Below are 19,769 nucleotides of genomic sequence, written 5' to 3' on the forward strand. Positions count from 1 at the left end.
TGAGCGGGCGGCCGGCCGTCCTGGGCAGCCGCGTCCGGTGTTCCGTCAGACTCCGTTAATCGGGGATTTCTTGCTCTTCCCCTGAAAACCTCCACCCCCCGATCACCGTGCGTGGACACCTCGCGGGCCCGTCGCGGGCCCGTCCCGGGCCGGTACGGCCTCGGCCGACCCGTCGGACCGAGGGCGGCATAGCGCAGGAGCGGCGTTCCGGCAAGGAGGGACGCGCGCGAGCACGGGCCGTGACATCAGGAGCGGCAAGGGCGGCAGCGGCCGTGGACGGGGCCGCGCCCGAGGTTCATTGTCCGCGAGCGGAGCCCGCTGCTAGCTTCCCACCATGTTCGCGACAGGTCGGCCGGAAGGACCAACCGGCCGGTCCCGGCGAGCAGTTCCGCGAACCGACCGGCGGCCCGACATCCCCCGGGCTCCGCCGGGTTTCTCGAACCCGAGAGGACATCGCATGAACCACGGGACGACCCCCACCGTCCGCCGTCGCACCGTCCGGGCTTCGGTCGCCGCCGCCCTCGGCGTCGCCTTGCTCGCCGTCAGCCCGACGATCTCCTCGGCCGCCACCGCGGCGCCGGGTGTGAACGCGCACCGGCACGGCGCCCTGCCGACGGTCGCCAACGCCCGTGCGGCGGCCGCCCAGAGCCCGTCGCGCCGCTCGGCCAACACGCTGTCCTACGGCGGCGGCATCGACGGGATCGGCGTGATGAGCGGCCACCCGAAGGTGTACGTGGTGTTCTACGGCTCGCAGTGGGGTACCAGCGGCACCGACGCCAACGGCAACCTGACCTTCAGCAACGACCCCGACGGCGGCGCGCCGGTCGCCCAGAACATGTTCAAGGGCATCGGGACCGGCAGCGAGAAGTGGTCCGGCACCATGACCCAGTACTGCGACGGCTCGCTGGTGGCCACCAACGCCATCACGTGCCCGGCGGGGGCCGCCCACGTGCCGTACCCGACCGGCGGGGTGCTGGCCGGCGCCTGGTACGACAACTCCGCGGCCTCGCCGGCCGCCGCCAGCGGCCACCAGCTCGGCCTGGAGGCGGTCAAGGCCGCCGCACACTTCGGCAACACCTCCGCGGCGGCGAACCGGTACGCGTACTACGTGATCGTCTCCCCCCACGGCACCAACCCGGACAGCTACCAGGGCCAGTACTGCGCCTGGCACGACTACAACGGCGACTCCACCCTGACCGGCGGCGCCGTCACCTCCCCGTACGGCGACATCGCCTTCAGCAACCAGCCGTACAACATGGACTCCGGCGCCGGCTGCGGCGTGGGCTTCCTCAACTCCGGCAGCGCGGGCACCCTCGACGGCTGGACGATGACCCTCGGACACGAGTACTCCGAGACCATCACCGACCAGAACCCGGCGGGCGGCTGGACCAACCACACCAGCGGCGCGGAGAACGCGGACGAGTGCGCCTGGCTCAAGGGCGTGACCGGCGGCGCCGGCAACGTGCAGATGGGCAACGGCACCTACACCGAGCAGGGCAGCTGGTCCAACGACACCAACGCCTGCGCGCTGACCCACTCGACCGTCAGCTGACCCACCCGGCCCACCCGGCCGGCGCACCGTTGTCGTCGGCGTCCGCCCCGGCTCGCTCTGCGAGTCCGGGGCGGACGTGCGCCCACGCCCACCCGCCGACCGGTCACCGCCGACCGGTCACCCCCTGACCCGCGCCGGGCTGCCCGGCCACTCCCAACGGACGCCGAAGCGGCAGGGGTCGAGGTCGAGTCCGACGGTGCAGGCGCGGCCGAACCCGTCCAGCGCGATCACCCGCTCCCGGCCCGCCGCCGCTGCTGGCGCCGAGGACTCGAACTGCACGCAGCGGGCGGGCAGTACAGGGCGGGTGAACTCGATTTCGAGCACGCACTCACGGACCGGACCGGTCATCCGCGTCTCCCAGAACTGGTCCGGCGGGAACGGGGACGGGAAGTCGACCGCGTGCTCCATCACCACGATGTCACCGCACCGCAGCGCGTGTCCGAACAGCAGCTCCGCGACGACGACCCTGGCACGGCGGTCGACGACCGTGCGGCCGAGCACGCAACCGCGCAGCGGGCGGATCGCGATGGCACCGGCCGGCTCGGCGTCGTAGACCACGACGAACCCGCGCGGACCGTCGGCGGCGGCGCGGAGCACCGTGCGGTTCCAGAGGCTGCGGACACGCCTGTTCCGCCCGACCCGGACCCGGTTGTGCATCGACAGCCGCAGCAGCGAGCCGTCACCGTCCACGTCGAACTGGCGCAGGGCGTCGACCACCGACTCGTCGTCTTCGAAGAAGTCGGCGCGTTCCAGCAACGGGCTCGGCGCGGCCCGCCGCCCGCGTCGACGCCGTGGACCCAGCAGTGCGCGCAGGGCTCCGCTCTCGACGCCGAGGATCTCCTCCAGGGCGGTGACGGCCTCCAGGGAGGCGGCGCTCTCGGGCTGGTGCCGTCCCGACTGCCAGCCGCTCAGGCTGGCCAGGCTGACCGACGCGCCGCGCGAACGCAGCCGGTGGCGGATCCGGTCCAGGCCCAGGCCGCTGGCCCGGATCGCGGCCCGCAGTGCGGCGGGAAACGGTCCGGACGCCAGCAGACGGTCGAGCTCGGTGCGCGCCGGGACGGTATCGGGTTCGGTGGGACCGGGTGCCAAGCCATGGCCTCCCATCGGAGATCGCAGTCGGCAACGCGCGTCCAGGGCTGAACGCCGCGCGAGCCTAGCCGAGATCCACCGCCGCGTGACGACCTCGCGCGTGGGCTTTTCCGCGTCTTCCCCGCGTCCTCTCCGCGTCCTCTCCGCGTCCTCTCCGCGTCTTCGAGGGGCTTCCACCCGGCGCGCACCCGTATCCGCCCTTCCGGCACTCCGGTGAGCAATGGCGTCAATCAGGGAGTATCCGGAGCAAAGTAGGATGGATCAACTCGTGCGCTACGCGCGAAGACTTACATAAATGTGCTATATGCCCGAATTCATCTCCCGCTTCACACGCCCGGAGCCAACCTTCATGGACAACCTGTCCACCGCCGACACCGACGGCGCGATAGAGACCCGCGGTATCGAACCTGTCCCGGACCACGAGCGCCACGGCAGAGTCCGCGAGCTCTTCCCGACCTGGGTCGCTGCGAACATCAGCGTCCTGCTCCTCACCATGGGTGCGGCCCTGGTGGTGTTCAACCAGTTGAACTTCTGGCAGGTCCTGATCGTCGCGGCGTGCGCCGCGACCGCCTCCTTCGGCATGGTCGGCCTGCTGTCGGTCTCCGGGAAGTGGGGCGGGGCGCCGGGTGCCACGCTCTCGCGGGCCACCTTCGGGGTGCGCGGCAACCTCCTCCCCGGCGCGATCCTCTGGGTCGCCCGGTTCGGCTGGGAGACGATCAACGCCGTCACCGGCGCGTACGCCGTACTGACCGTGCTGGACCTGCTCTTCGGCGTCAAGAGCAACACCGCGCTGATCGTCGTCACGCTCTTCGTCTTCGTCGCCTGTACGTTCCTGGTCTCGGGCCTCGGCCGGAAAGCGCTGAACGTCTGCAACACCTGGTCGACCTACCTCTTCGGCGTCTTCAGCGTCCTGGTGCTGGGCTACCTGGTCGCGACCATGAACTGGAGCGAGGTCTTCGCCAAGCCCGCGGGCACCACCGCGATGATGATCGCCGGCATCGGGACCATCGCCGCCGGCGGCATCAGCTGGGTCCCCACCGGCCCGGACTTCGCCCGCTACCTGCCGCACGCCGCCTCCGGCAGGAAGATCGTCGGCGTGACGGTCTCCGGCGCCGGCCTGGTGATGGTGCCCATGGTGCTGATGGGTGCCGTGATGGCGGTGGCCTCGCCGGGCCTGGCACACGCCTCGGACCCGGTCTCCTTCCTCGGCGACCTGCTGCCGACCTGGCTGGCCGTGCCGTACCTGCTGACCGCGATCGTCGGCATGCTGCTGATCAACAGCCTGTCGATGTACTCGGCCGGCTTCACCGCCCAGACCATGGGCGTGAAGCTGCCGCGCGCCATGGCCGTGAGCATCAACGCCGTGATCTCGCTGGTCGGCGGCCTGCTGCTGATGCTCGTCGCCACGAGCTTCCTGGGCTCCTTCATCACCTTCCTGATCCTGCTCGCCGTCTCCTTCTCGGCCTGGATCGGCGTCTACGCCGTGGACATGTTCCGACGCCGGTCGCGCGCGGTGCGCTACGACGCCACCGCGCTGATGGACACCGGCCGGACCAGCCGGTACTGGTACGTGGGCGGCTTCTGCTGGCAGGCGATGGTGTCCTGGGTGCTGGCGCTGCTGACCGGGCTCGCCTTCACCAAGTGCGACTGGTTCGCCGGCCCGCTCTCCGGCACTCCGATCGGCCGGTACGGGCTCGCCTGGGCGGCGACCATCGTGATCTCCGGCGTGATCATGGCCGTACTCCCCGTCCCCCGGGAGAACACCTCCGCCACCACCCAGGAAACCGCCGAGGAGACCGCCGGCCCCCGGGCCGAGCAGGCCGAGCGCGTCGAGCAGGTCACCGCCCGCCTCTGACGCAGCTGCTGGCCGCGTCGGCCGAGCCGCCGAAGGTCGTGGTGATCACCACCTTCGGGAACGACGGCTACGTCACCGCCGCGCTCAGCGCGGGGGCGATCCGCACCGGTCGCACTGCGGCTGCTGACGACGGGCCGGAGGCCGGTGCCCGGGCCGGGCCGGGCCGGGCACCGGAAGGGTGTACGCCGTCACCTGATCCGGGGAATCCCGGAGCGGCCCGGGTGGTGTCCCGCTCCCGGTGCGCCGGTGGTGTGGAACGGTTCCTGTGCCGCCCTGCCTCCGGATGCCTGTCCCGGCCAGGACGGCCCGTCCCTCCCCCGCCGATGAACGGACCCGACATGCGTCGCTGCCGGAGTGCCCTGCTGCTTGCGGCCGCGCTCGTCTACCTGTCCGCCGCCGGATCCTTCGCGGGTGCGGCCGACGGGCCGCAGGCGAGTGACCGGATCGAGCAGTGCGGCACCGTCCGCAGCGGGGAGTCCCCCATCGGCGGCGCCGAGGTGACACTCCAACAGGCGGGCGACCGGCCGGGGGCCGTGCCACGGACTCTGGCGCGGGCCCGCAGCGGTACGGACGGCACGTTCCGGCTGACCTACCGCAGGCCCGCCGATCCACGCGCGGTGCTGTACCTGACCGCCGACTCCGGGCCCCGCCCGGACGGGCGCGCGGCGCGATCCTCAGCGCCTGCACCCGCACCCGCGTCGGCGCCGGTCAGGCTGACGACCGTGCTCGGTCCCGCGCGCGACCTGCCGCCGGTGGTCGTCAACGAGCGCACCACCGTGGCGGCGGCGTACGCGATGGCCCGGTTCAGCGACGGCGCCGGGATCGCGGGTACCGCGCCGGGGCTGCAGAACGCCGCGGCGATCTCGCACAACCTCGCCGACCCCGCCACCGGGGACGTCGCCCGGCTGCTCGCGCAGCCGCCGAACGGCGCGCAGACCTCGACCCTGGCCGCCTTCAACTCGCTGGCCGACGTACTCGCCGACTGCGTCGACGGGCAGACCTGCAACGCGCTGTTCGACCTGGCCCGGCGGCCCGGCGGCCCGACGCCGCGGAACACCTTCGAGGCGGCGGTCGGCATCGCTCGCGCGCCCGGCAACCGGGTGGCCGAGCTCTTCGCGCTGTCGACCGCCGAGCCGCTGTACCTGCCCGCCCTGCCGACGGCGCCCGACGCCTGGACGCTGGCCCTGCGCTACGTCGGCAACGGCCACGAGCTCGACGGCCCCGGCAACCTGGCGTTCGACGCGGACGGCAACGCCTGGGTGACGAACAACTACGAGTTCGACCCGGACCCGCACGCCTCGGTCTGCGGGAGCGGGAAGGTACTGAAGCTGACCCCGACCGGGCAGGACGCGCCCGGCGCGCCCTACTCCGGCGGCGGCCTGTACGGCGCGGGCTTCGGGATCGCCGTGGATCCGGGGAACAACGCCTGGGTCGCCAACTTCGGCTTCCAGGGCTCCGAGTGCGCCACCGACCCGAGCCCGCTCTACCGGAGCGTCTCGCAGTTCGGTCCGGACGGTACGGCCTTGTCGCCCGCGAGCGGCTGGACGTCCGGCGGTGTGGTGCAGCCCCAGGGCGTGGCCGCGGACCGGGCCGGGAACATCTGGACCGCCAACTGCGGCGGACGCAGCGTGACGCTGTTCCCGCAGGGGCGGCCGGAGCAGGCACGGGAGATCAGCCCGCCCGACGGTGACCTGGTGAAGCCCTTCGGCACCGCCGTCGACCCGGCGGGCCAGGTGTGGGTGACGGGCAACGGCAGCGACAACGTCCTGGAGCTCTCCCCCGCCGGCGAACCGGTCCGCTCGGTGACCGGGGGCGGCATCAGCCGGCCGCTCGGTGTCGCCTCGGACAGCCTGGGCAACGTCTGGGTGGCCAACAGCGGGATCCTGCCGGTGCCCTGCGAGGACGGCACCCAGGCCGACCTGGCGGCCGCGGTCACCGACGAGCCGCGTCGGGCGCCCGGTGCGTCGGTCACCATGGTCCGGGCCGACGGCACGACCCCCGACGCTCCCTTCACCAACGACGGGCTCGTCCTGCCCTGGGGCGTCGCGGTGGACGGCGACGACACCGTCTGGGTCTCGAACTTCGGCGGACACCGGCTGGCCCAGCTCTGCGGCGCCCGGCTGTCGTCCTGCCCGCCGGGCTACCGGACCGGGCAGCCCATCTCACCGCCCGGAACCGGCTACTCCAGCAACGGCCTGGAGCGCAACACGGGTGTCCAGATCGACCCGTCCGGCAACGTGTGGCTCGCCAACAACTGGCAGACCGTGCCGTTCCAGACCAATCCGGGCGGTCACGAAGTGGTGGTGTTCGTCGGCCTCGCCGCCCCGGTCCGGACACCCCTGAACGGCGCCCCCCGGCAGCCCTGAGCCGACGGATCCTCCCGATGGCGCCAACTCATGAACGATCTCGCGATGTGTCGGCCTTTCGTACAAGTGCCCATCCCCCAGCTGGAAGTGACCAAGGGTCTGCTGCTTCTACCACCCTGAGGAGTCCCGAAGGACTGAGGCGGCAGCGGTGAACGCCGGGAGCGGCCCCCACCCCAGCTCCGCTCCCGGCGTTCAAGGAATCAACGGCTCAGCACCTCGAACGGGGAGCCGTGCCACACCTCTTGACTTAAGCACGCCAACTGGCCAGAGTGGCAGACCAACTGGACCCTGAAGCGCCGCCCCGCGACGGCCGCCGCACCACGGCCGACCCGCCACCGCGCCCCCTGCCGCACGCACCGCCGCCTCCCCCAGGAGCACTCCGTGATCGCACGCAGGACCCTGATCGGCGCTTCGATAGCCGCCCTCGCGGCCCCGATCCTGCTCACCGCCCGCGAGCGCGGTGCCATGGCCGCCACACCGGCCACGCTCAGCGTGAACCTGGCCAACAGCACCTCCTCGGACACCGTTTACGCGTACGTCCTGGGGCTGGACCCCGCCCAGGGCAACACCTGGGCCTTCCTCCAGGCGGACGGCCGCACGCTCTACCACCCGCCGTCGCCCCCGGCCCCCGGGGCCGCGCTCGGCGCCGACTGCGCGATCGCCCTGCCGCCCGCCGGAGCGGCGCCCCGCACGATCTCGCTGCCCCACCTGGCCAGCGGCCGGATCTACTTCTCGGTCGGCGGCAAGCTGGTGTTCCTGGTGAACCCCGGCCCCGGCATCGCCATGCCGTCGGTGAGCAACCCGAGCGACCCCAACACCGCCACGGCCTACGGCTTCTGCGAGTTCACCTACGACCAGAGCCAGCTCTACGCCAACATCAGCTTCGTGGACTTCGTCTCGGTCCCCATCTCCTTCGAGCTGCAGACCTCCCAAGGCACCCAGACGGTCCAGGGCCTGCCGGCCGGCGGGCTCGACTCGGTCTGCGCCGCCCTGCGCGCGCAGGCGGCCGCGGACGGCGGCGACTGGGCGAAGCTGATCGTCCAGGACCCGTCGGGGAAGAACCTGCGCGTTCTCAGTCCCAACCTCGCCATCGGGTCGGACAGTTCGCTCTTCGCCGGGTACCTCGACCCCTACATCGACCAGGTCTGGCAGAAGTACCAGGGCACCGACCTGGTGATCGACACCCAGTACACCTGGGGCACCGTCAGCGGGCGGGTGTCCGGAGGCGTGCTGACGTTCCCCGGGGTGGGGAGCTTCGCCAGACCGTCCACCGCCGCCGTCTTCAACTGCAGCGCCGCGCCCTTCACCACGGGCAACGACGAGATGGGCAACCTCAGCGCGCGCCTGGCCGCAGCGTTCAACCGCACGACACTGCTGGCCGATCCGGACCAGCCCGACGGCGAGAACCCGGCCGCCTTCTACACCCAGGCCCGCACCAACCACTACGCACGCATCCTGCACGCGACCACGCCCGACCACCTCGGCTACGCGTTCCCCTACGACGACGTGCACCCGGCGGGCGTCGACTTCGAGGGCAAGGTCCAGTCCTCCGCCCCGACCCTGTTCACCATCACCGTCGGGGCGGCCGCAGGCTCCGGCAACCCGCCGCCGCCGGGCGGCGGCAGCGCCTACGGCACGCTCCAGGCGGAGGCGTACACCTCCCAGTCGGGTACCCGGACCGAGGCGTGCCAGGACGTGGGCGGCGGCCAGGACGTCGGCTGGATCGCCGACGGCGACTGGCTCGGCTACGCCGGCATCGACTTCGGGGCGACGGGCGCCACCCGGTTCACGGCCCGGGTGGCCTCGGGCGCGCCCGCGGGCGTGAGCGGCCTGGTCGAGGTCCGGCTGGACAGCCCGACCGCCCCGCCCGTCGGCAGCTTCGCCCTCGCGGCGACGGGCGGCTGGCAGAGCTGGACCACCGTGCCCGCCACGATCGCCCGCACCACCGGCGTCCACACCGTCTACCTCACCTTCACCAGCGGCCAACCCGCCGACTACGTGAACCTCAACTGGTTCATCTTCGCCGCAGGTTGAGCACCTCGGTCCGGGCGGGTCTCACTCCCCGGCGGGCTCGTCGGGCAGCGGCTCGTCGGGCAGCGGCTCGTCGGGCGGGTCCGTCCGGCCCGAGGCCGCGAGCAGGGCCAGGACCAGCAGGACCGCGAGCAGGATCAGCACCAGCAGCAGGACCACCCAGGCGGTCGGGTGGTCCCACCAGGCGAAGACCACGGCCAGCACGGCCAGCACCCCGCCGGTGAGCAGCCGGCGTCGGGCGGCGGTGAAACGGCCGACCGGCCCGGTGCGGACCCCGTGCGCGGCGCCCCAGCCCGCGGCGGCGTCCGCGCCCCGGTCGGCGGTGCGGCGTACCGCGCGGGGCAGCCGTCCCGGTCCGGTCAGGTACGCGCCGAGGGCGACGACCACGGCCAGCACCAGCACCATCCGCAGGCTGACCTTGAGAAAGCGCAGCAGCGTGTCGAAGACGGCGGCGGCAGCGGGCGGCTGGACCTGGGCGGGCAGGTGGTCCAGGTAGTAGTGCCGGGCGGCGGCCAGCGCGATGACGATCACCAGGCAGCCGGCGGCGGCGCCCCAGGAGACCGCGGCCAGGGCACGCCGCCGCCGGTGGGCGAGCAGGACACCCACCGCGCCCACCAAGGCGGTGATCACCGGCAGCCAGTTGCCCAGCAGGTCCAGCAGGTGCGCGCCCGAACGGAACTTGGCCAGCTGGTCGGACTGGAACAGCACGATCTGCCGGTCGACGGAGGGGATCTTGGCCGCCGGGGAGAGCCCGGCCGCCACCAGCTGCGCCTTGACCTGGTCGACCGCCGCGCCCACGTCGAGGGTGACGGTGCCGTCGGTGACGGCGAGCGCACCGCGGCCGTGGCCGGTCAGCGCGTACACGACGGCGCTGTGCGCGGCCCGGTTCCCGTTCGTCCAGACCTGGGCGAAGGCGTCGCTGCGGACGAACCGTCCGGCGACGGAGGTGACGGTCTGGTTGACCGCGGCGTCCAGCTGCGGCCCGAGCGCCTCGACGGCGCTGCCGACGCGGGCCGGCAGGCCGTGCTGCTGGAGCCAGGACGCGACGTCCGAGGCGACCTGCCGGCCGTCGACCCGGACGTCCACCGCCCGGGCGATCCGGTCGACGGCCGCGTCCTGGACCGCCCGGTCCCGGGCCAGCGGCGCCATGGTCGCGACGTAGCGGTCGGTGTCGAGGGCGATGTCGTGGATCCAGACCGTGAGCACGGACACCGGCACCAGCACGCAGGTGAGGAAGAGCAGGACCGCCGACGCGGTGCTGCGCGCGATCCGGGCCGCCCGGGCCCGGCCGCCCGCCTTCGGCGGCTGCTCGTCCGTACCGGCCATGAAGATCTCCAAGCGGGCGGCGCGCGCCCGGTCGAGTCGGTTCCCGCTCCATCTACGCCCCGCGGGGCGGGTACCCGCAGCAGGAGAGGGCTGTCCGGGCGAACCCCTGGCCGGGCAGCCCTTCGGCCGAACATCCGCCGCCCCCGGGTGCGCCGGGCCCGCCCGTCTCGCACCGTGGTGGAATGCGCCCAGTGATCGACAAGTCCGCGCGAGCGGTGCCCGGACGAGCGGTGCCCTTCCGGGTGCCGTGCCTGCGGCGGACGGCGGGTACCGGCCGTGCCCGGTGAGCAGCCCTCCGGGGCCGACGCGCTGTACCGGCAGCTGCGCTCCCCCGGGTACCTGAAGCTGCTGCTGCTCTCGGGGCTGCTCGGCGTCCCGGTCTCGCTGGCCGCGTTCGGTTTCGTCGCCCTCGAACACGCCGCGCAGAACGGCGTCTGGGAGCACCTGCCGCACGCGGCCGGGTTCGCGTCCGTGCCGTGGTGGTGGCCGCTGCCCGCGCTGCTGGTCGGCGGCGTGGTGGTGGCCTGGGCCGTCACCCGCCTGCCCGGGCGGGGCGGCCACCTGCCCGTCCAGGGCGTCGGCGGCGAGCCGATCCTGCCGTCCGCACTGCCCGGGGTGGTGCTGGCCGCCCTGGCGACCCTGTCCGCGGGCGCCGTCCTGGGCCCGGAGGCACCCCTGATGGCGCTGGGCGGCGGGCTGGCCCTGCTGACCGTACGCGCCGCCCACCGGGCCGAGACCCCGCAGCTGACCGCCGTCCTCTCCACGGCCGGTGCCGCCGCCGCCATCGCCACCATCTTCGGCAGCCCGCTGGTCGCCGCGGTGATGCTGATCGAGGCGGTCGGGCTCGGCGGGCCGCAGCTGTTCCTGCTGATCCTGCCGTGCCTGCTGTCCAGCGGGGTCGGGGCGCTGGTCTTCACCGGCTTCGGCCACTGGACGGGGCTGAGCATCGGTGCCCTCGCACTGCCCACGGTGCCGCCGGACCAGCTGCCGAACGCGGCCGACTTCCTGTGGGGGGTGCCGCTCGCCGCGCTGATCGCGTGCGGGGTGGTGGCCCTGATGACGCTGGGCTCCCGGGTCGGCGGGTGGACGGCCGAACGCACCGCCCGGCGGACGGTGGCCTGCGCGCTCGCCGTGGGGGCCTGCATCGCCGGGTACGCGCTGATCACCGGCCGCTCGCCGGAGGAGGCGGCGCTGTCCGGGCAGAAGGCCATGGCGGACCTCGCGGCGGATCCGTCCGGCTGGCCCGTCCACGTGCTGGTGCTGCTGCTCCTGTTCAAGGGGCTGGCCTGGGGTGTCTCGCTCGGGAGCCTGCGCGGCGGCCCGGTCTTCCCCGCGCTGTTCCTGGGCGCGGCGGCCGGGGTGGCCTGCGCCGCACTGCCGGGCTTCGCGGCGGCGCCCGCGCTGGCCGCCGGGATGGCCGCCGGCGGGGCGGCCGGGCTGCGGCTGCCCGTGACGGCGATCGTGCTGACGGTCCTGCTGATCGGCCCGGACGCGGTCGACCAGATGCCGCTGGTGATCATCGCCGCCGTCGTCGCGTTCGTCACCGGGGAGCTGCTGCGCGGCCGGCTGGGGCACCCACCGGCCGGCGGCGGGCTGCGGTGACGGCGGCCGCCGGCCGGTCCTCGTCGGCGTGACGGGCGCGGCCGGCCCGGCCTCCGCCCCGCGGGTGCTCAGGCCTCCTCGGCGGGCACCCGGCCCGACTTCACCGCCGCCACCAGGGCCTGGAAGTCGCGCTCGTTCTGGTCGGCGTAGCTCTCGGCGAACGTGACCAGCGCGTGGTCGAACGCCTCGCCGCGCCCCAGGTAGGCCGCGACGGCGATCCGGTCCCCGGACCGGGCGTGCGCGCGGGCGAGGGTGGCGCCGCACATCTCGCCGAACGTGGCCATCCCGCGCGGCACCATCAGCGCGGGTTCCGCGATGCCCTTCCAGTCGCGCAGCTGGCGCACGTAGAAGTCCCGCTCCCGGCCGTCGATCCCGTGCGCGCCGGCCCAGCCGAGGAAGATGTCGCTGGCGGCCTGCATCAGGCGCTGCCCGGAGACCACCCGCTCACCCTGTTCGGCGTACTCGCTCGCGCCGACGTGGCGGGCGAGCACCGACTCGTCGGCCTCCTTGGCCTGGAGGAACAGCGGGTCCTCGCCGTCGCGGCCGAGCAGCAGCACGATCCAGCAGCGGGTGCCGACACTGCCGACGCCCACCACCTTGCGGGCCATGTCCACCACGGAGAACCGCCGGAGCAGGTGCTGCCGGTCCGACTGGAGGGTGGCGCCGTACCGCTCGATCAGGTCCTGGATCCGCTCCTGGAACTCTCCGCGTTCGCGGTCCGGCAGCAGGTCGGCGACCGGCACCACCAGCGGCGGCGTGGCAGTGATCCGGCGCTCGCCGCCCTCCAGGTGGGTGAGCTTCTCGAAGGCCTGCAGACTGTCCCGGGTGCGGGCCTTCTCCAGGGCCTCGGCCAGCTGCTTGCGGCCGCGCTTGTGCAGCTCGCCGTCGGCCACCACCTGTAGCTGTTCGGCGTCGGCCTTGGCGTACCAGACGTCGAGGTCCCGCATCCCGGCGAACTCGTGCATCCGCTCGCGGTAGGACCGGACGGCGGCCCGGACGACGTCGGCGCGCTCCCCGTCGTCGTAGCCGTTCTCGCGGCCCGCGATGACCAGGCTGGCGGCCAGCCGCTTGACGTCCCACTCCCACGGGCCGGGCAGCGTCTCGTCGAAGTCGTTGATGTCGAAGAGCAGGTTGCGTTCCGGCGAGCCGAGCAGCCTGAAGTTCAACATGTGCGCGTCGCCGCAGAGTTGGGCCCGCAGGCCGGAGACGGGCGTGCCCGCCAGGTCGGCTGCCATGATCGCCGCGGCACCCCGGTAGAACCGGAACGGCGACTCCGTCATCCGGCCGTAGCGGATCGGCACCAGCTCCTGCACCCGGGCGGCGGACTGCCGCTCCAGCAGGTCCACCGGGTCCGCCCGGTCCGGGGCCGGCTCGTACTCGGCGTGGCCCGACCGGGGCGCCCGTGCCCGGCCCGCCCGGCCCCTGGCCGCCCGCTCCTCGGGCGTCTGCCAGCGCGCATTCAGCTCCGTGACCGCCGTGTTCCCAGTCATCGCCACACCTCCAGCCCTTCGACCGTAACGCGCGGCGGGCCGGGCGGCAGCGGCGGCAGGCACGGCCGGGCGGCACCAGGGCATCGGTGGTAGGACGGGTCCAAGAGCATTTGTGAACGGTCACGCGGTTCGACACCGCCGACCGATCGGAGGCCGGCTATGAACTACCCACTGCTGGACATCTTCTGGACGATGCTGTGGTTCTTCATGTGGATCATCTGGATCATGCTGCTGTTCCGGATCATCGCCGACATCATCCGCAGCCACGACATGGGCGGATGGGGCAAGGCGGGCTGGATGATCCTCATCATCCTCCTGCCGTTCGTCGGCGTGATCGTGTACCTGATCGTCCGCGGCGGTTCGATGGCGCGGCGCGAGGTCAAGCAGGCGCAGGAGCGCGAGGACGACTTCCGCTCGTACATCAAGGACGCCGCCGGGCCGGGCGACCAGGCCGACCAGATCGCCAAGCTGGCCCAGCTGAAGGAGCAGGGCCACCTCAGCGAGGAGGAGTACCAGCGCGCGAAGGCCAAGATCCTCGCCTGAGCCGGGCACGGCCCGTTCCGGCCGCCGGGCCGCAGAACCCGACAGGAGAAGCAGGTGGGAGACCCCGACGCGGCCGGCCCACGCCGGGCGGCCGGCCGCCCGGCGTCCCGGCTGACCACCGTCCGGCTGGTGCTGAACCCGGTGTTCAGCACGGCGGGCCTGGTCGCCGTGTACTACCTGGTGCCGATGGGCCGGTCGTTCACGGACGGGGCGTTCCTCGGCCTGGCGGCCGGCCTGGCAGGCGTCGTGCTGCTGCTCGGCTGGCAGATCCGGAGGATCGTGGTGTCACCGCACCCCCGGCTGAGGGCCGTCCAGTCGCTCGCCGTCACCGTCCCGCTGTTCCTGCTGCTGTTCGCCGCCGCGTACTACCTGATGGACCAGACCACACCGGGCAGCTTCAACGCGCCGCTGACCCGGACGGACTCCCTCTACTTCACCGTCACGGTGTTCAGCACGGTCGGCTTCGGCGACATCGCCGCCGACTCGGAGGCCGCCCGGGCGGTGGTGACCGTCCAGATGGTCGGCGACCTGCTGCTGCTCGGGGTGGCCGCGCGGATCGTGGTCGGAGCCGTCCAGACCGCCCTGCGCCAGCAGGCACGGAAGGCCGGTGCCGACGACGTGTCCGGGCCGGGGCGGTCCGGGATGCCGGGCACTCTCCCATCGCCCAGCCTGGGGGCAGCAGGCGCGGGCTCCCAGCGGACGGAGGTACGTGACGATGACGAGGATGCGGCAGGCCCCGGGGAGGCCGGACCCGGCTGACCCCCCGGCCGGCCGGCGCGAGTCCGCCCGGTGAACCGGCAGGCCTGGTCCGCACTGGTCGAGCGGTGGCTGCGCGGGCCGGCCGACGCTGTGAGGGCCCACCCCTTGATCGGCCGGCTCACCCGCCAGCTGATCCGGGTCAACGTGCTGGACACCGCCACCCGGATGGCCGCCCAGACCTTCCTGACCGGCGTCCCGGTGCTGTTCGTGATCGCCGCCTTCGCGCCGGACTCGGTCCGCAGCAACCTGCTCGACTCGCTGCGGACGGTCCTGGGCCTGCAGGGGGCATCGCTGGACGAGGTCCGGCACATCTTCGCCTCCGACGACCAGGAGGCGGTGGGCACCGGCGGGGCGGTCGGCATCCTGGTCACACTGGTCTCCGCCACAGCCTGCAGCCGGGTGCTGCAACGGCTGTGCGAGCGCTCCTGGCACCTGCCGCACACCGGTGTCCGGCTGGCGGCCTGGCGGTGGTTCGCCTGGCTGCTGGTCTGGCTCGGAGCGCTGCTCTTCCAGGGCCGGATCCACGCCGGGTTCGGCGGCGGCGCGGTCCTCGGGACCTTCCTGTCCCTGCTCAGCGGCACCCTGATGTGGTGGTGGACCCAGCACATGCTGCTCGGCGGCCGGCTCGCCTGGCTGCCGCTGCTGCCGGGCGCGCTGCTCACCGCCGTCTCCCTGGTCACCCTCGCCTGGGTGTCCAAGGTCTACGTGCCGCACGCCCTCAACCGGAGCATCACCCAGTTCGGGCCGTTCGGCCTGGTCTTCACGATGTTCTCCTGGCTGATCGTGATCTTCACGGCCGTCACCCTCGCCATCGCCATCGGGCAGGTCCTGGCGCACGAACCCGCGCTGGCCGACCTGCTCGGCACCCCGCCGGACGAGGACGATCCGCCGCCCGGGGCCCGGGCGGCGGACTGAGCGGCAGGGTGCCGAGCAGGCATCGGAGCTCAGATGTCGGAGCTCAAGTGTCAGAGCTCGGATATCGGAGCTCTGATATCGGAGCTCCGGTGTCAGCTCAGGTGGAACGAGGCGTCGTCCAGCAGGAAGGCGGTCTGCGCCGACCCGGTCTCGTGCGAGGTGAACTTCACGATCACGGTGGAGCCGAACTCACTGGCCACGTAAGGGGTCAGGTCGATCGAGACCGGCACGTAGCCGCCGGTGGCGTCAAGGTTGGACCAGGTCCGCAGCACGGCGATCCGCTTGCCCGAGTACTGGTCGTCGAGCTCCAGCGCGAGGGTGTCCTGCGCCGCGGGCGCGGTGTTGCCCGAGGCGACGTGCAGCCAGAACGAGAGCGAGGCCCGGGTGTAGCCGGGGGTGGTCTCGACGCCCTGGGAGAGCGAGTCGTCCTGGGCGGCGCTGTGGCCGAGCCAGGCGTAGCCCGCACCCGTGCGCGGCTGGTGGGCGGTGGACTGCGTGATGATGCCGGGCCCGGACGGCGACCACCAGCCGGGGTAGTTGCCCTTGGCGTCGACCGGGACCTCGAAGCCGGGGTCGACGATCTGCTCGATGCCCAGGCAGCCGTACTCACCGGTCGCGAAGAAGCCGTACCAGAAGCGGGTCGAAGCCTGGTTGCCGGCGCCGTCGCGGACGGTCACGGTGACGTCGTGGTAGCCGGTGTCCTTGGTGCGCCCCCGGATCACGCCGGTGCGCGGGTCGACGGCCAGGCCGCGCGGCAGGCCGGCGGCGCTGTACCTGAGCTTGGCCGACGCGCTGTCGGAGGCGATCACCGGCAGTTCGACCGGCTTGCCCGGCGGCGCGGTGCGGTCGCACATGGTGCTCACCACCAGCGGCTTGTTCGCCACCACCGGATGGGAGCCGGAGCAGGTGTGCTGGTCGTTGGACCAGGTGGTCTGGACGGCGAAGGCGCCGGTGGCGAGCTGGAGGTTGAACAGGCCGCCGGGGGTGCCCTGGGTGATCCAGGCGCACTTGTCGCCATTCTCCTGGCCCGCCGGGTCGATCCAACCGCCCATCGCGTTCTGGTCGGTGACGGTCTCGGCGTACTCGTGGCCGCCCAGGATCGAGTAGCCGTCGAGCCGGCCGCGCGGGCCCGGGTTGATCCAGTTGGTGCCGCAGTACTTGTTGTCGGTCAGGTACGGCATGATCGTGTAGGCCAGCGTGCCGTAGCTGGAGCGTTCGAAGGTGTGCCAGGCGCACCAGGTGTTCAGCTCGTGCCAGCTGTCCGGGTCCATGCCCTTGGCCGTGGTCACCACGTACTGCACGTTGCGGTTCTGTGCGGCGGTGGTGTTGCCGAAGTGCTTGGCCGCGGCGGCGGTCTCGGCGGCGATCTGCGGTTCGGTCGCCTGCTGGGGCGCGGCGGTGGAGTTGTCCACCCAGACGCCGGCCAGCGCGCCGCCGCTCTGCGGGTAACCGACGTGCGGGGCGTCGGCCGGGCAGGAGGCGCTGCCGGTGGCGACGCTCTCGCAGTACTGGGTCAGGACGCCGCTCCAGGCGTCGCCGTTGCTGCCCAGGCCCTTGAAGAAGGACTGCTGGTATGGGGCGGCGTTGTCGGGATCGTTGGAGAGCGTGGTGTTGCCGTCCGCGTCCTTCCCGGCCGTGCCCCACTGGGATCCCCAGTAGATGACGTAGACCCTCGGCGGGCCGGACGTGACGCCGACGGAGTCCTGCCCGCCCTTGTAGGCCATGTTCGGCTGGTCGTTGTTGACCAGCACGGCGTTGTGGCCGGGGGCCGGGTCGGCCTGGGGCTGCGGCGCGCCCGACAGCCCGGCCTGCGGGCCCGACGCCGGGCGGGCGCTGGCGGCGGCGTGCGGGTGTCCGGGCTGGATCTGCACCCAGTCGCCGTGGGTCTGCACCCAGCCGGCCGAGGCCGGATGGGCGGACACCGAATCGGCCTGCGCCAGGGTCTGCGGGTCGTTCTGCGGTGCGGCGTTGGCGGTGCCGGAGAGTCCGGTCAGCGCCAGCCCGAGGGAGAGCAGCGCGGAGGCGAGCAGCCTCGTCCTGCGCGGCGCGCCCGTGGGTACTGCGGTCACAAGGGTTCCCTTCTCGGGGTTCGGCGGGAGCGGCGGCTCCCGTCGGTCCGGTCGGCGGACGCTGTACCATTGCACATGTCACACATCTTTCACCCCGGGCGAGTTGGCAAAGATTGCACAAAGCCTGCGGACGCGCCAGAACCGGCCCGCCGTAGGGCGGACCGGTTCTGATCGAGCGTCAACTGACGGGCTGGGAGGGGTCAGTGCCCGTGAGCGAGGGCGCGGACGAGTACGGCGGCGTCGAGGGTGCCGACGCCGGTGGTCTGGTCGTAACCCGGGCCCGCGGTGTAGCCGCCGGCACCGGTCGACCCGGTGGTCACGTCGGTGATCCCCGCCGAGTGCGCCGCGTACAGCCGGTAGAGGTCGTTGTCGATCACGCCGAGCCGGCGGCCGGCCGCCTGGTCGGCCAGCGCGACGACACCCGCGAACAGCGGCGAGGACTCGCTGGTGCCCGCGCCGTCGGCGGTCCAGCCGGTGTTGGCCGGATCGAAGCTGGAGTACAGCCAGAGCGCGCCGTTCGGCGATCCCGCCATGCTGACGTCCGGGGTGCCGCGGTGCGCGCCGACCACCGAACGGACCGCGCCCTGGTAGCCCGGCCGGGCGAACACCTTGGACAGTTCACCGCCGCTGCCCGACCAGGCGGAGTCCGGCGCGGTCCGCACACCCTGGTCGTCCAGGTGCAGTTCGGTACCGCCGACGGCGGTGACCAGCGGGTCACCGGCCGGCCAGGCCGCGTCCAGCCGGGTCGACTGGCCGCCGCCGTCACCGGAGCTGGCGGTGAGCGTGACCCCGTGCCGGGCCGCGTTGACGAAGGCGTAGCGCAGCGTGGTGAGGCTGGTGTAGTCGCCCACGTCGAAGCCCGGGAACTCCGCCTCGCTGGTGGCCCAGCTCATCGAGACGACGTCCGCGTGGCCCGCGTCGACCAGGTGGTTGATGCCGCTCATCATCTCCGGCACGCCGACCGGGCCCTCGGTCTCGGAGACCCCGGTCTCCAACAGCACGATGTGCGCGTCCGGCGCCACGGCGTGGGCGGCCTCGACGTCCAGGGTGCTCTCGCCCGCCCAGCCGTCCATGTCGGCGTTCTTCGGGTCGAAGGCCGGGACCTGACCCCACTTCACCACCTCGACCTGGCTGCTCGGCAGGCCCCAGTACGCCGAGTAGACGTCGAGGTCGTGCTGGATCGTCGGCGACCCGTAGGAGTCGACGATCACGATCGTCCGGCCCTTGCCGGTGATCCCCGCGCGGTGGAGCGGCGCGAGATCGTACGCCGAGACGTACTGGAGCGGCGAGTAGCAGGCCCGGCCGAGCTGGGCCACGCAGTCGCTGGTGGAGATCGGCGCGGCCAGCACCGGGTCACTCGCCGAGGCCCGCGCGAAGGCCCGCATCGGGGTGGCGCCCGCGTGCGGTGCGCCTGCGGCGTGCGGAGGTGCGGCGTGCACGGTGGTCGGGAGTACGGCGCCGGGCACCGCCGGCACAGCGGCCAGCGCGAGGGCGCCGGCGGCAGCGGTGATGGCGAGTCGCAGACGTGCGGTCAGCAGCACTTCGGGGCCCCTCTGGGAGTGGGTGCTCGTGATGACGAGGTCAGGACAAGAACTCACCCTAGGAGGCGCGATGGCGCCGTGACGAGAGGGCAGATCAAGCCAGTACGGGGCGCTGTGCGCGCGGCAGCGGATGCACCGAGGCCCAGCCACCCCGAGGAAGGAGCAGCTGGGCCTCACCGGCCTGCACGGTCAGACGTCGCCGAACTCCCCGACCGCCACGCTTCGGGCAAAGGCAGTCCAGGCATCCCGCGAGAAGACCAGCGCCGGACCGCCGGGGTCCTTCGAGTCACGGACGGGGACGATGGCTTGAGCGCCAACGAGGTTGGTGGCCACCTCAACGCAGGCGCCGCCGTTGCTGCTGTACGAGGACTTGAACCATACGGGCTCGGTCACGTCAGTTCCCTTCAGTCTGGTCTCGCCGATCTGCATGGGTCAGACGTCGCCGAACTCGCCGCCCGCAACGCTTCGGGCGAAGGCGGTCCAGGCATCCCGCGAGAAGACCAACGCCGGACCGGCAGGGTCCTTCGAGTCACGGTGAGCTTGCTCCGCTTTGACGGACACCATCGGTGTGGTGGTCAGACCGCGAGGACGCTCTCGTACTCGGCGGGACTGCGGTAGCCGAGGCTGCTGT

Annotated in this window: 15 protein-coding genes; 8 read left to right on the forward strand and 7 right to left on the reverse strand. The window is 72.8% G+C overall.

From position 1 onward, the window contains the following. Positions 1-457: 457 nt before the first annotated feature. Positions 458-1,552, forward strand: a complete 1,095-nt coding sequence (locus ABD330_RS25525) for a hypothetical protein (RefSeq protein WP_344468333.1) — start codon at positions 458-460, stop codon at positions 1,550-1,552. Positions 1,553-1,669: 117 nt separating this feature from the next. On the opposite strand, the gene ABD330_RS25530 is transcribed toward ABD330_RS25525, so the two are convergent. Then, positions 1,670-2,641 (reverse strand): hypothetical protein, encoded by a 972-nt coding sequence (locus tag ABD330_RS25530; RefSeq protein ID WP_344468334.1) that lies wholly within the window; start codon positions 2,639-2,641, stop codon positions 1,670-1,672. A gap of 349 nt (positions 2,642-2,990) precedes the next feature. On the opposite strand from ABD330_RS25530, the gene ABD330_RS25535 reads away from it, so the two are divergent. From ABD330_RS25535 to ABD330_RS25545, 3 genes are all read left to right on the forward strand, one after another. After that, complete coding sequence (locus ABD330_RS25535; protein ID WP_344468335.1) at positions 2,991-4,496, forward strand: purine-cytosine permease family protein; 1,506 nt, start codon at positions 2,991-2,993, stop codon at positions 4,494-4,496. 338 nt (positions 4,497-4,834) lie between these two features. Then, positions 4,835-6,862: an NHL repeat-containing protein gene (locus ABD330_RS25540; RefSeq protein ID WP_344468336.1), complete on the forward strand. Its 2,028-nt coding sequence runs from the start codon at positions 4,835-4,837 to the stop codon at positions 6,860-6,862. 381 nt (positions 6,863-7,243) lie between these two features. Further along, entirely contained in the window at positions 7,244-8,896 is a 1,653-nt protein-coding gene (locus tag ABD330_RS25545; protein WP_344468337.1) for a beta-1,3-glucanase family protein, read from the forward strand. Positions 8,897-8,917: 21 nt separating this feature from the next. Here the strand turns inward: ABD330_RS25545 and ABD330_RS25550 are convergent, their stop codons facing one another. Further along, positions 8,918-10,219, reverse strand: a complete 1,302-nt coding sequence (locus ABD330_RS25550) for a hypothetical protein (RefSeq protein WP_344468338.1) — start codon at positions 10,217-10,219, stop codon at positions 8,918-8,920. 276 nt (positions 10,220-10,495) lie between these two features. On the opposite strand from ABD330_RS25550, the gene ABD330_RS25555 reads away from it, so the two are divergent. Further along, a complete protein-coding gene (locus ABD330_RS25555; RefSeq protein ID WP_344468339.1) occupies positions 10,496-11,821 on the forward strand; it encodes a chloride channel protein in 1,326 nt (441 codons plus the stop codon). Positions 11,822-11,889: 68 nt separating this feature from the next. Here ABD330_RS25555 and ABD330_RS25560 read toward each other — a convergent pair whose 3' ends face one another. Then, entirely contained in the window at positions 11,890-13,311 is a 1,422-nt protein-coding gene (locus ABD330_RS25560; protein ID WP_344468340.1) for a DUF2252 domain-containing protein, read from the reverse strand. A 159-nt stretch (positions 13,312-13,470) separates the two neighbouring features. Here ABD330_RS25560 and ABD330_RS25565 point away from each other — a divergent pair, with 159 nt between their 5' ends. Genes ABD330_RS25565 through ABD330_RS25575 form a run of 3 tightly spaced genes read left to right on the forward strand, consistent with a single transcriptional unit; the run spans position 13,471 to position 15,528 of the window. Continuing rightward, positions 13,471-13,854 (forward strand): SHOCT domain-containing protein, encoded by a 384-nt coding sequence (locus ABD330_RS25565; protein ID WP_344468341.1) that lies wholly within the window; start codon positions 13,471-13,473, stop codon positions 13,852-13,854. Between the two features lie 54 nt (positions 13,855-13,908). Next, the gene (locus tag ABD330_RS25570) at positions 13,909-14,613 is read left to right on the forward strand and encodes a potassium channel family protein (protein WP_344468342.1); all 705 of its coding nucleotides are present in this window, start codon (positions 13,909-13,911) and stop codon (positions 14,611-14,613) included. Positions 14,614-14,643: 30 nt separating this feature from the next. Next, on the forward strand, positions 14,644-15,528 hold the full coding sequence (locus ABD330_RS25575) for a YhjD/YihY/BrkB family envelope integrity protein (protein ID WP_344468343.1): 885 nt from the start codon (positions 14,644-14,646) through the stop codon (positions 15,526-15,528). Positions 15,529-15,620: 92 nt separating this feature from the next. Here ABD330_RS25575 and ABD330_RS25580 read toward each other — a convergent pair whose 3' ends face one another. The 4 genes from ABD330_RS25580 to ABD330_RS25595 form a co-directional block, all read right to left on the reverse strand. Then, a complete protein-coding gene (locus tag ABD330_RS25580; protein ID WP_344468344.1) occupies positions 15,621-17,597 on the reverse strand; it encodes an Ig domain-containing protein in 1,977 nt (658 codons plus the stop codon). Positions 17,598-17,797: 200 nt separating this feature from the next. Next, positions 17,798-19,138, reverse strand: coding sequence for a S53 family peptidase (locus ABD330_RS25585; RefSeq protein WP_344468345.1), 1,341 nt, complete (start codon positions 19,136-19,138; stop codon positions 17,798-17,800). A 189-nt stretch (positions 19,139-19,327) separates the two neighbouring features. Beyond that, on the reverse strand, positions 19,328-19,531 hold the full coding sequence (locus tag ABD330_RS25590) for a DUF397 domain-containing protein (protein WP_344468346.1): 204 nt from the start codon (positions 19,529-19,531) through the stop codon (positions 19,328-19,330). A 39-nt stretch (positions 19,532-19,570) separates the two neighbouring features. After that, the gene (locus ABD330_RS25595) at positions 19,571-19,702 is read right to left on the reverse strand and encodes a DUF397 domain-containing protein (protein ID WP_344468348.1); all 132 of its coding nucleotides are present in this window, start codon (positions 19,700-19,702) and stop codon (positions 19,571-19,573) included. Positions 19,703-19,769 lie beyond the last annotated feature (67 nt).

Origin of the sequence: Kitasatospora kazusensis, from assembly GCF_039529945.1 — a bacterium.
Lineage (GTDB): Bacteria > Actinomycetota > Actinomycetes > Streptomycetales > Streptomycetaceae > Kitasatospora > Kitasatospora kazusensis.

Bases quoted from the DNA above. Each gene is read 5' to 3' on its own strand.
- ABD330_RS25550 (WP_344468338.1), bottom strand. From the start codon at position 10,219: ATGGCCGGTACGGACGAGCAGCCGCCGAAGGCGGGCGGCCGGGCCCGG.
- ABD330_RS25535 (WP_344468335.1), top strand. From the start codon at position 2,991: ATGGACAACCTGTCCACCGCCGACACCGACGGCGCGATAGAGACCCGC.
- ABD330_RS25595 (WP_344468348.1), bottom strand. From the start codon at position 19,702: ATGGTGTCCGTCAAAGCGGAGCAAGCTCACCGTGACTCGAAGGACCCT.
- ABD330_RS25560 (WP_344468340.1), bottom strand. From the start codon at position 13,311: ATGACTGGGAACACGGCGGTCACGGAGCTGAATGCGCGCTGGCAGACG.
- ABD330_RS25525 (WP_344468333.1), top strand. From the start codon at position 458: ATGAACCACGGGACGACCCCCACCGTCCGCCGTCGCACCGTCCGGGCT.
- ABD330_RS25565 (WP_344468341.1), top strand. From the start codon at position 13,471: ATGAACTACCCACTGCTGGACATCTTCTGGACGATGCTGTGGTTCTTC.
- ABD330_RS25540 (WP_344468336.1), top strand. From the start codon at position 4,835: ATGCGTCGCTGCCGGAGTGCCCTGCTGCTTGCGGCCGCGCTCGTCTAC.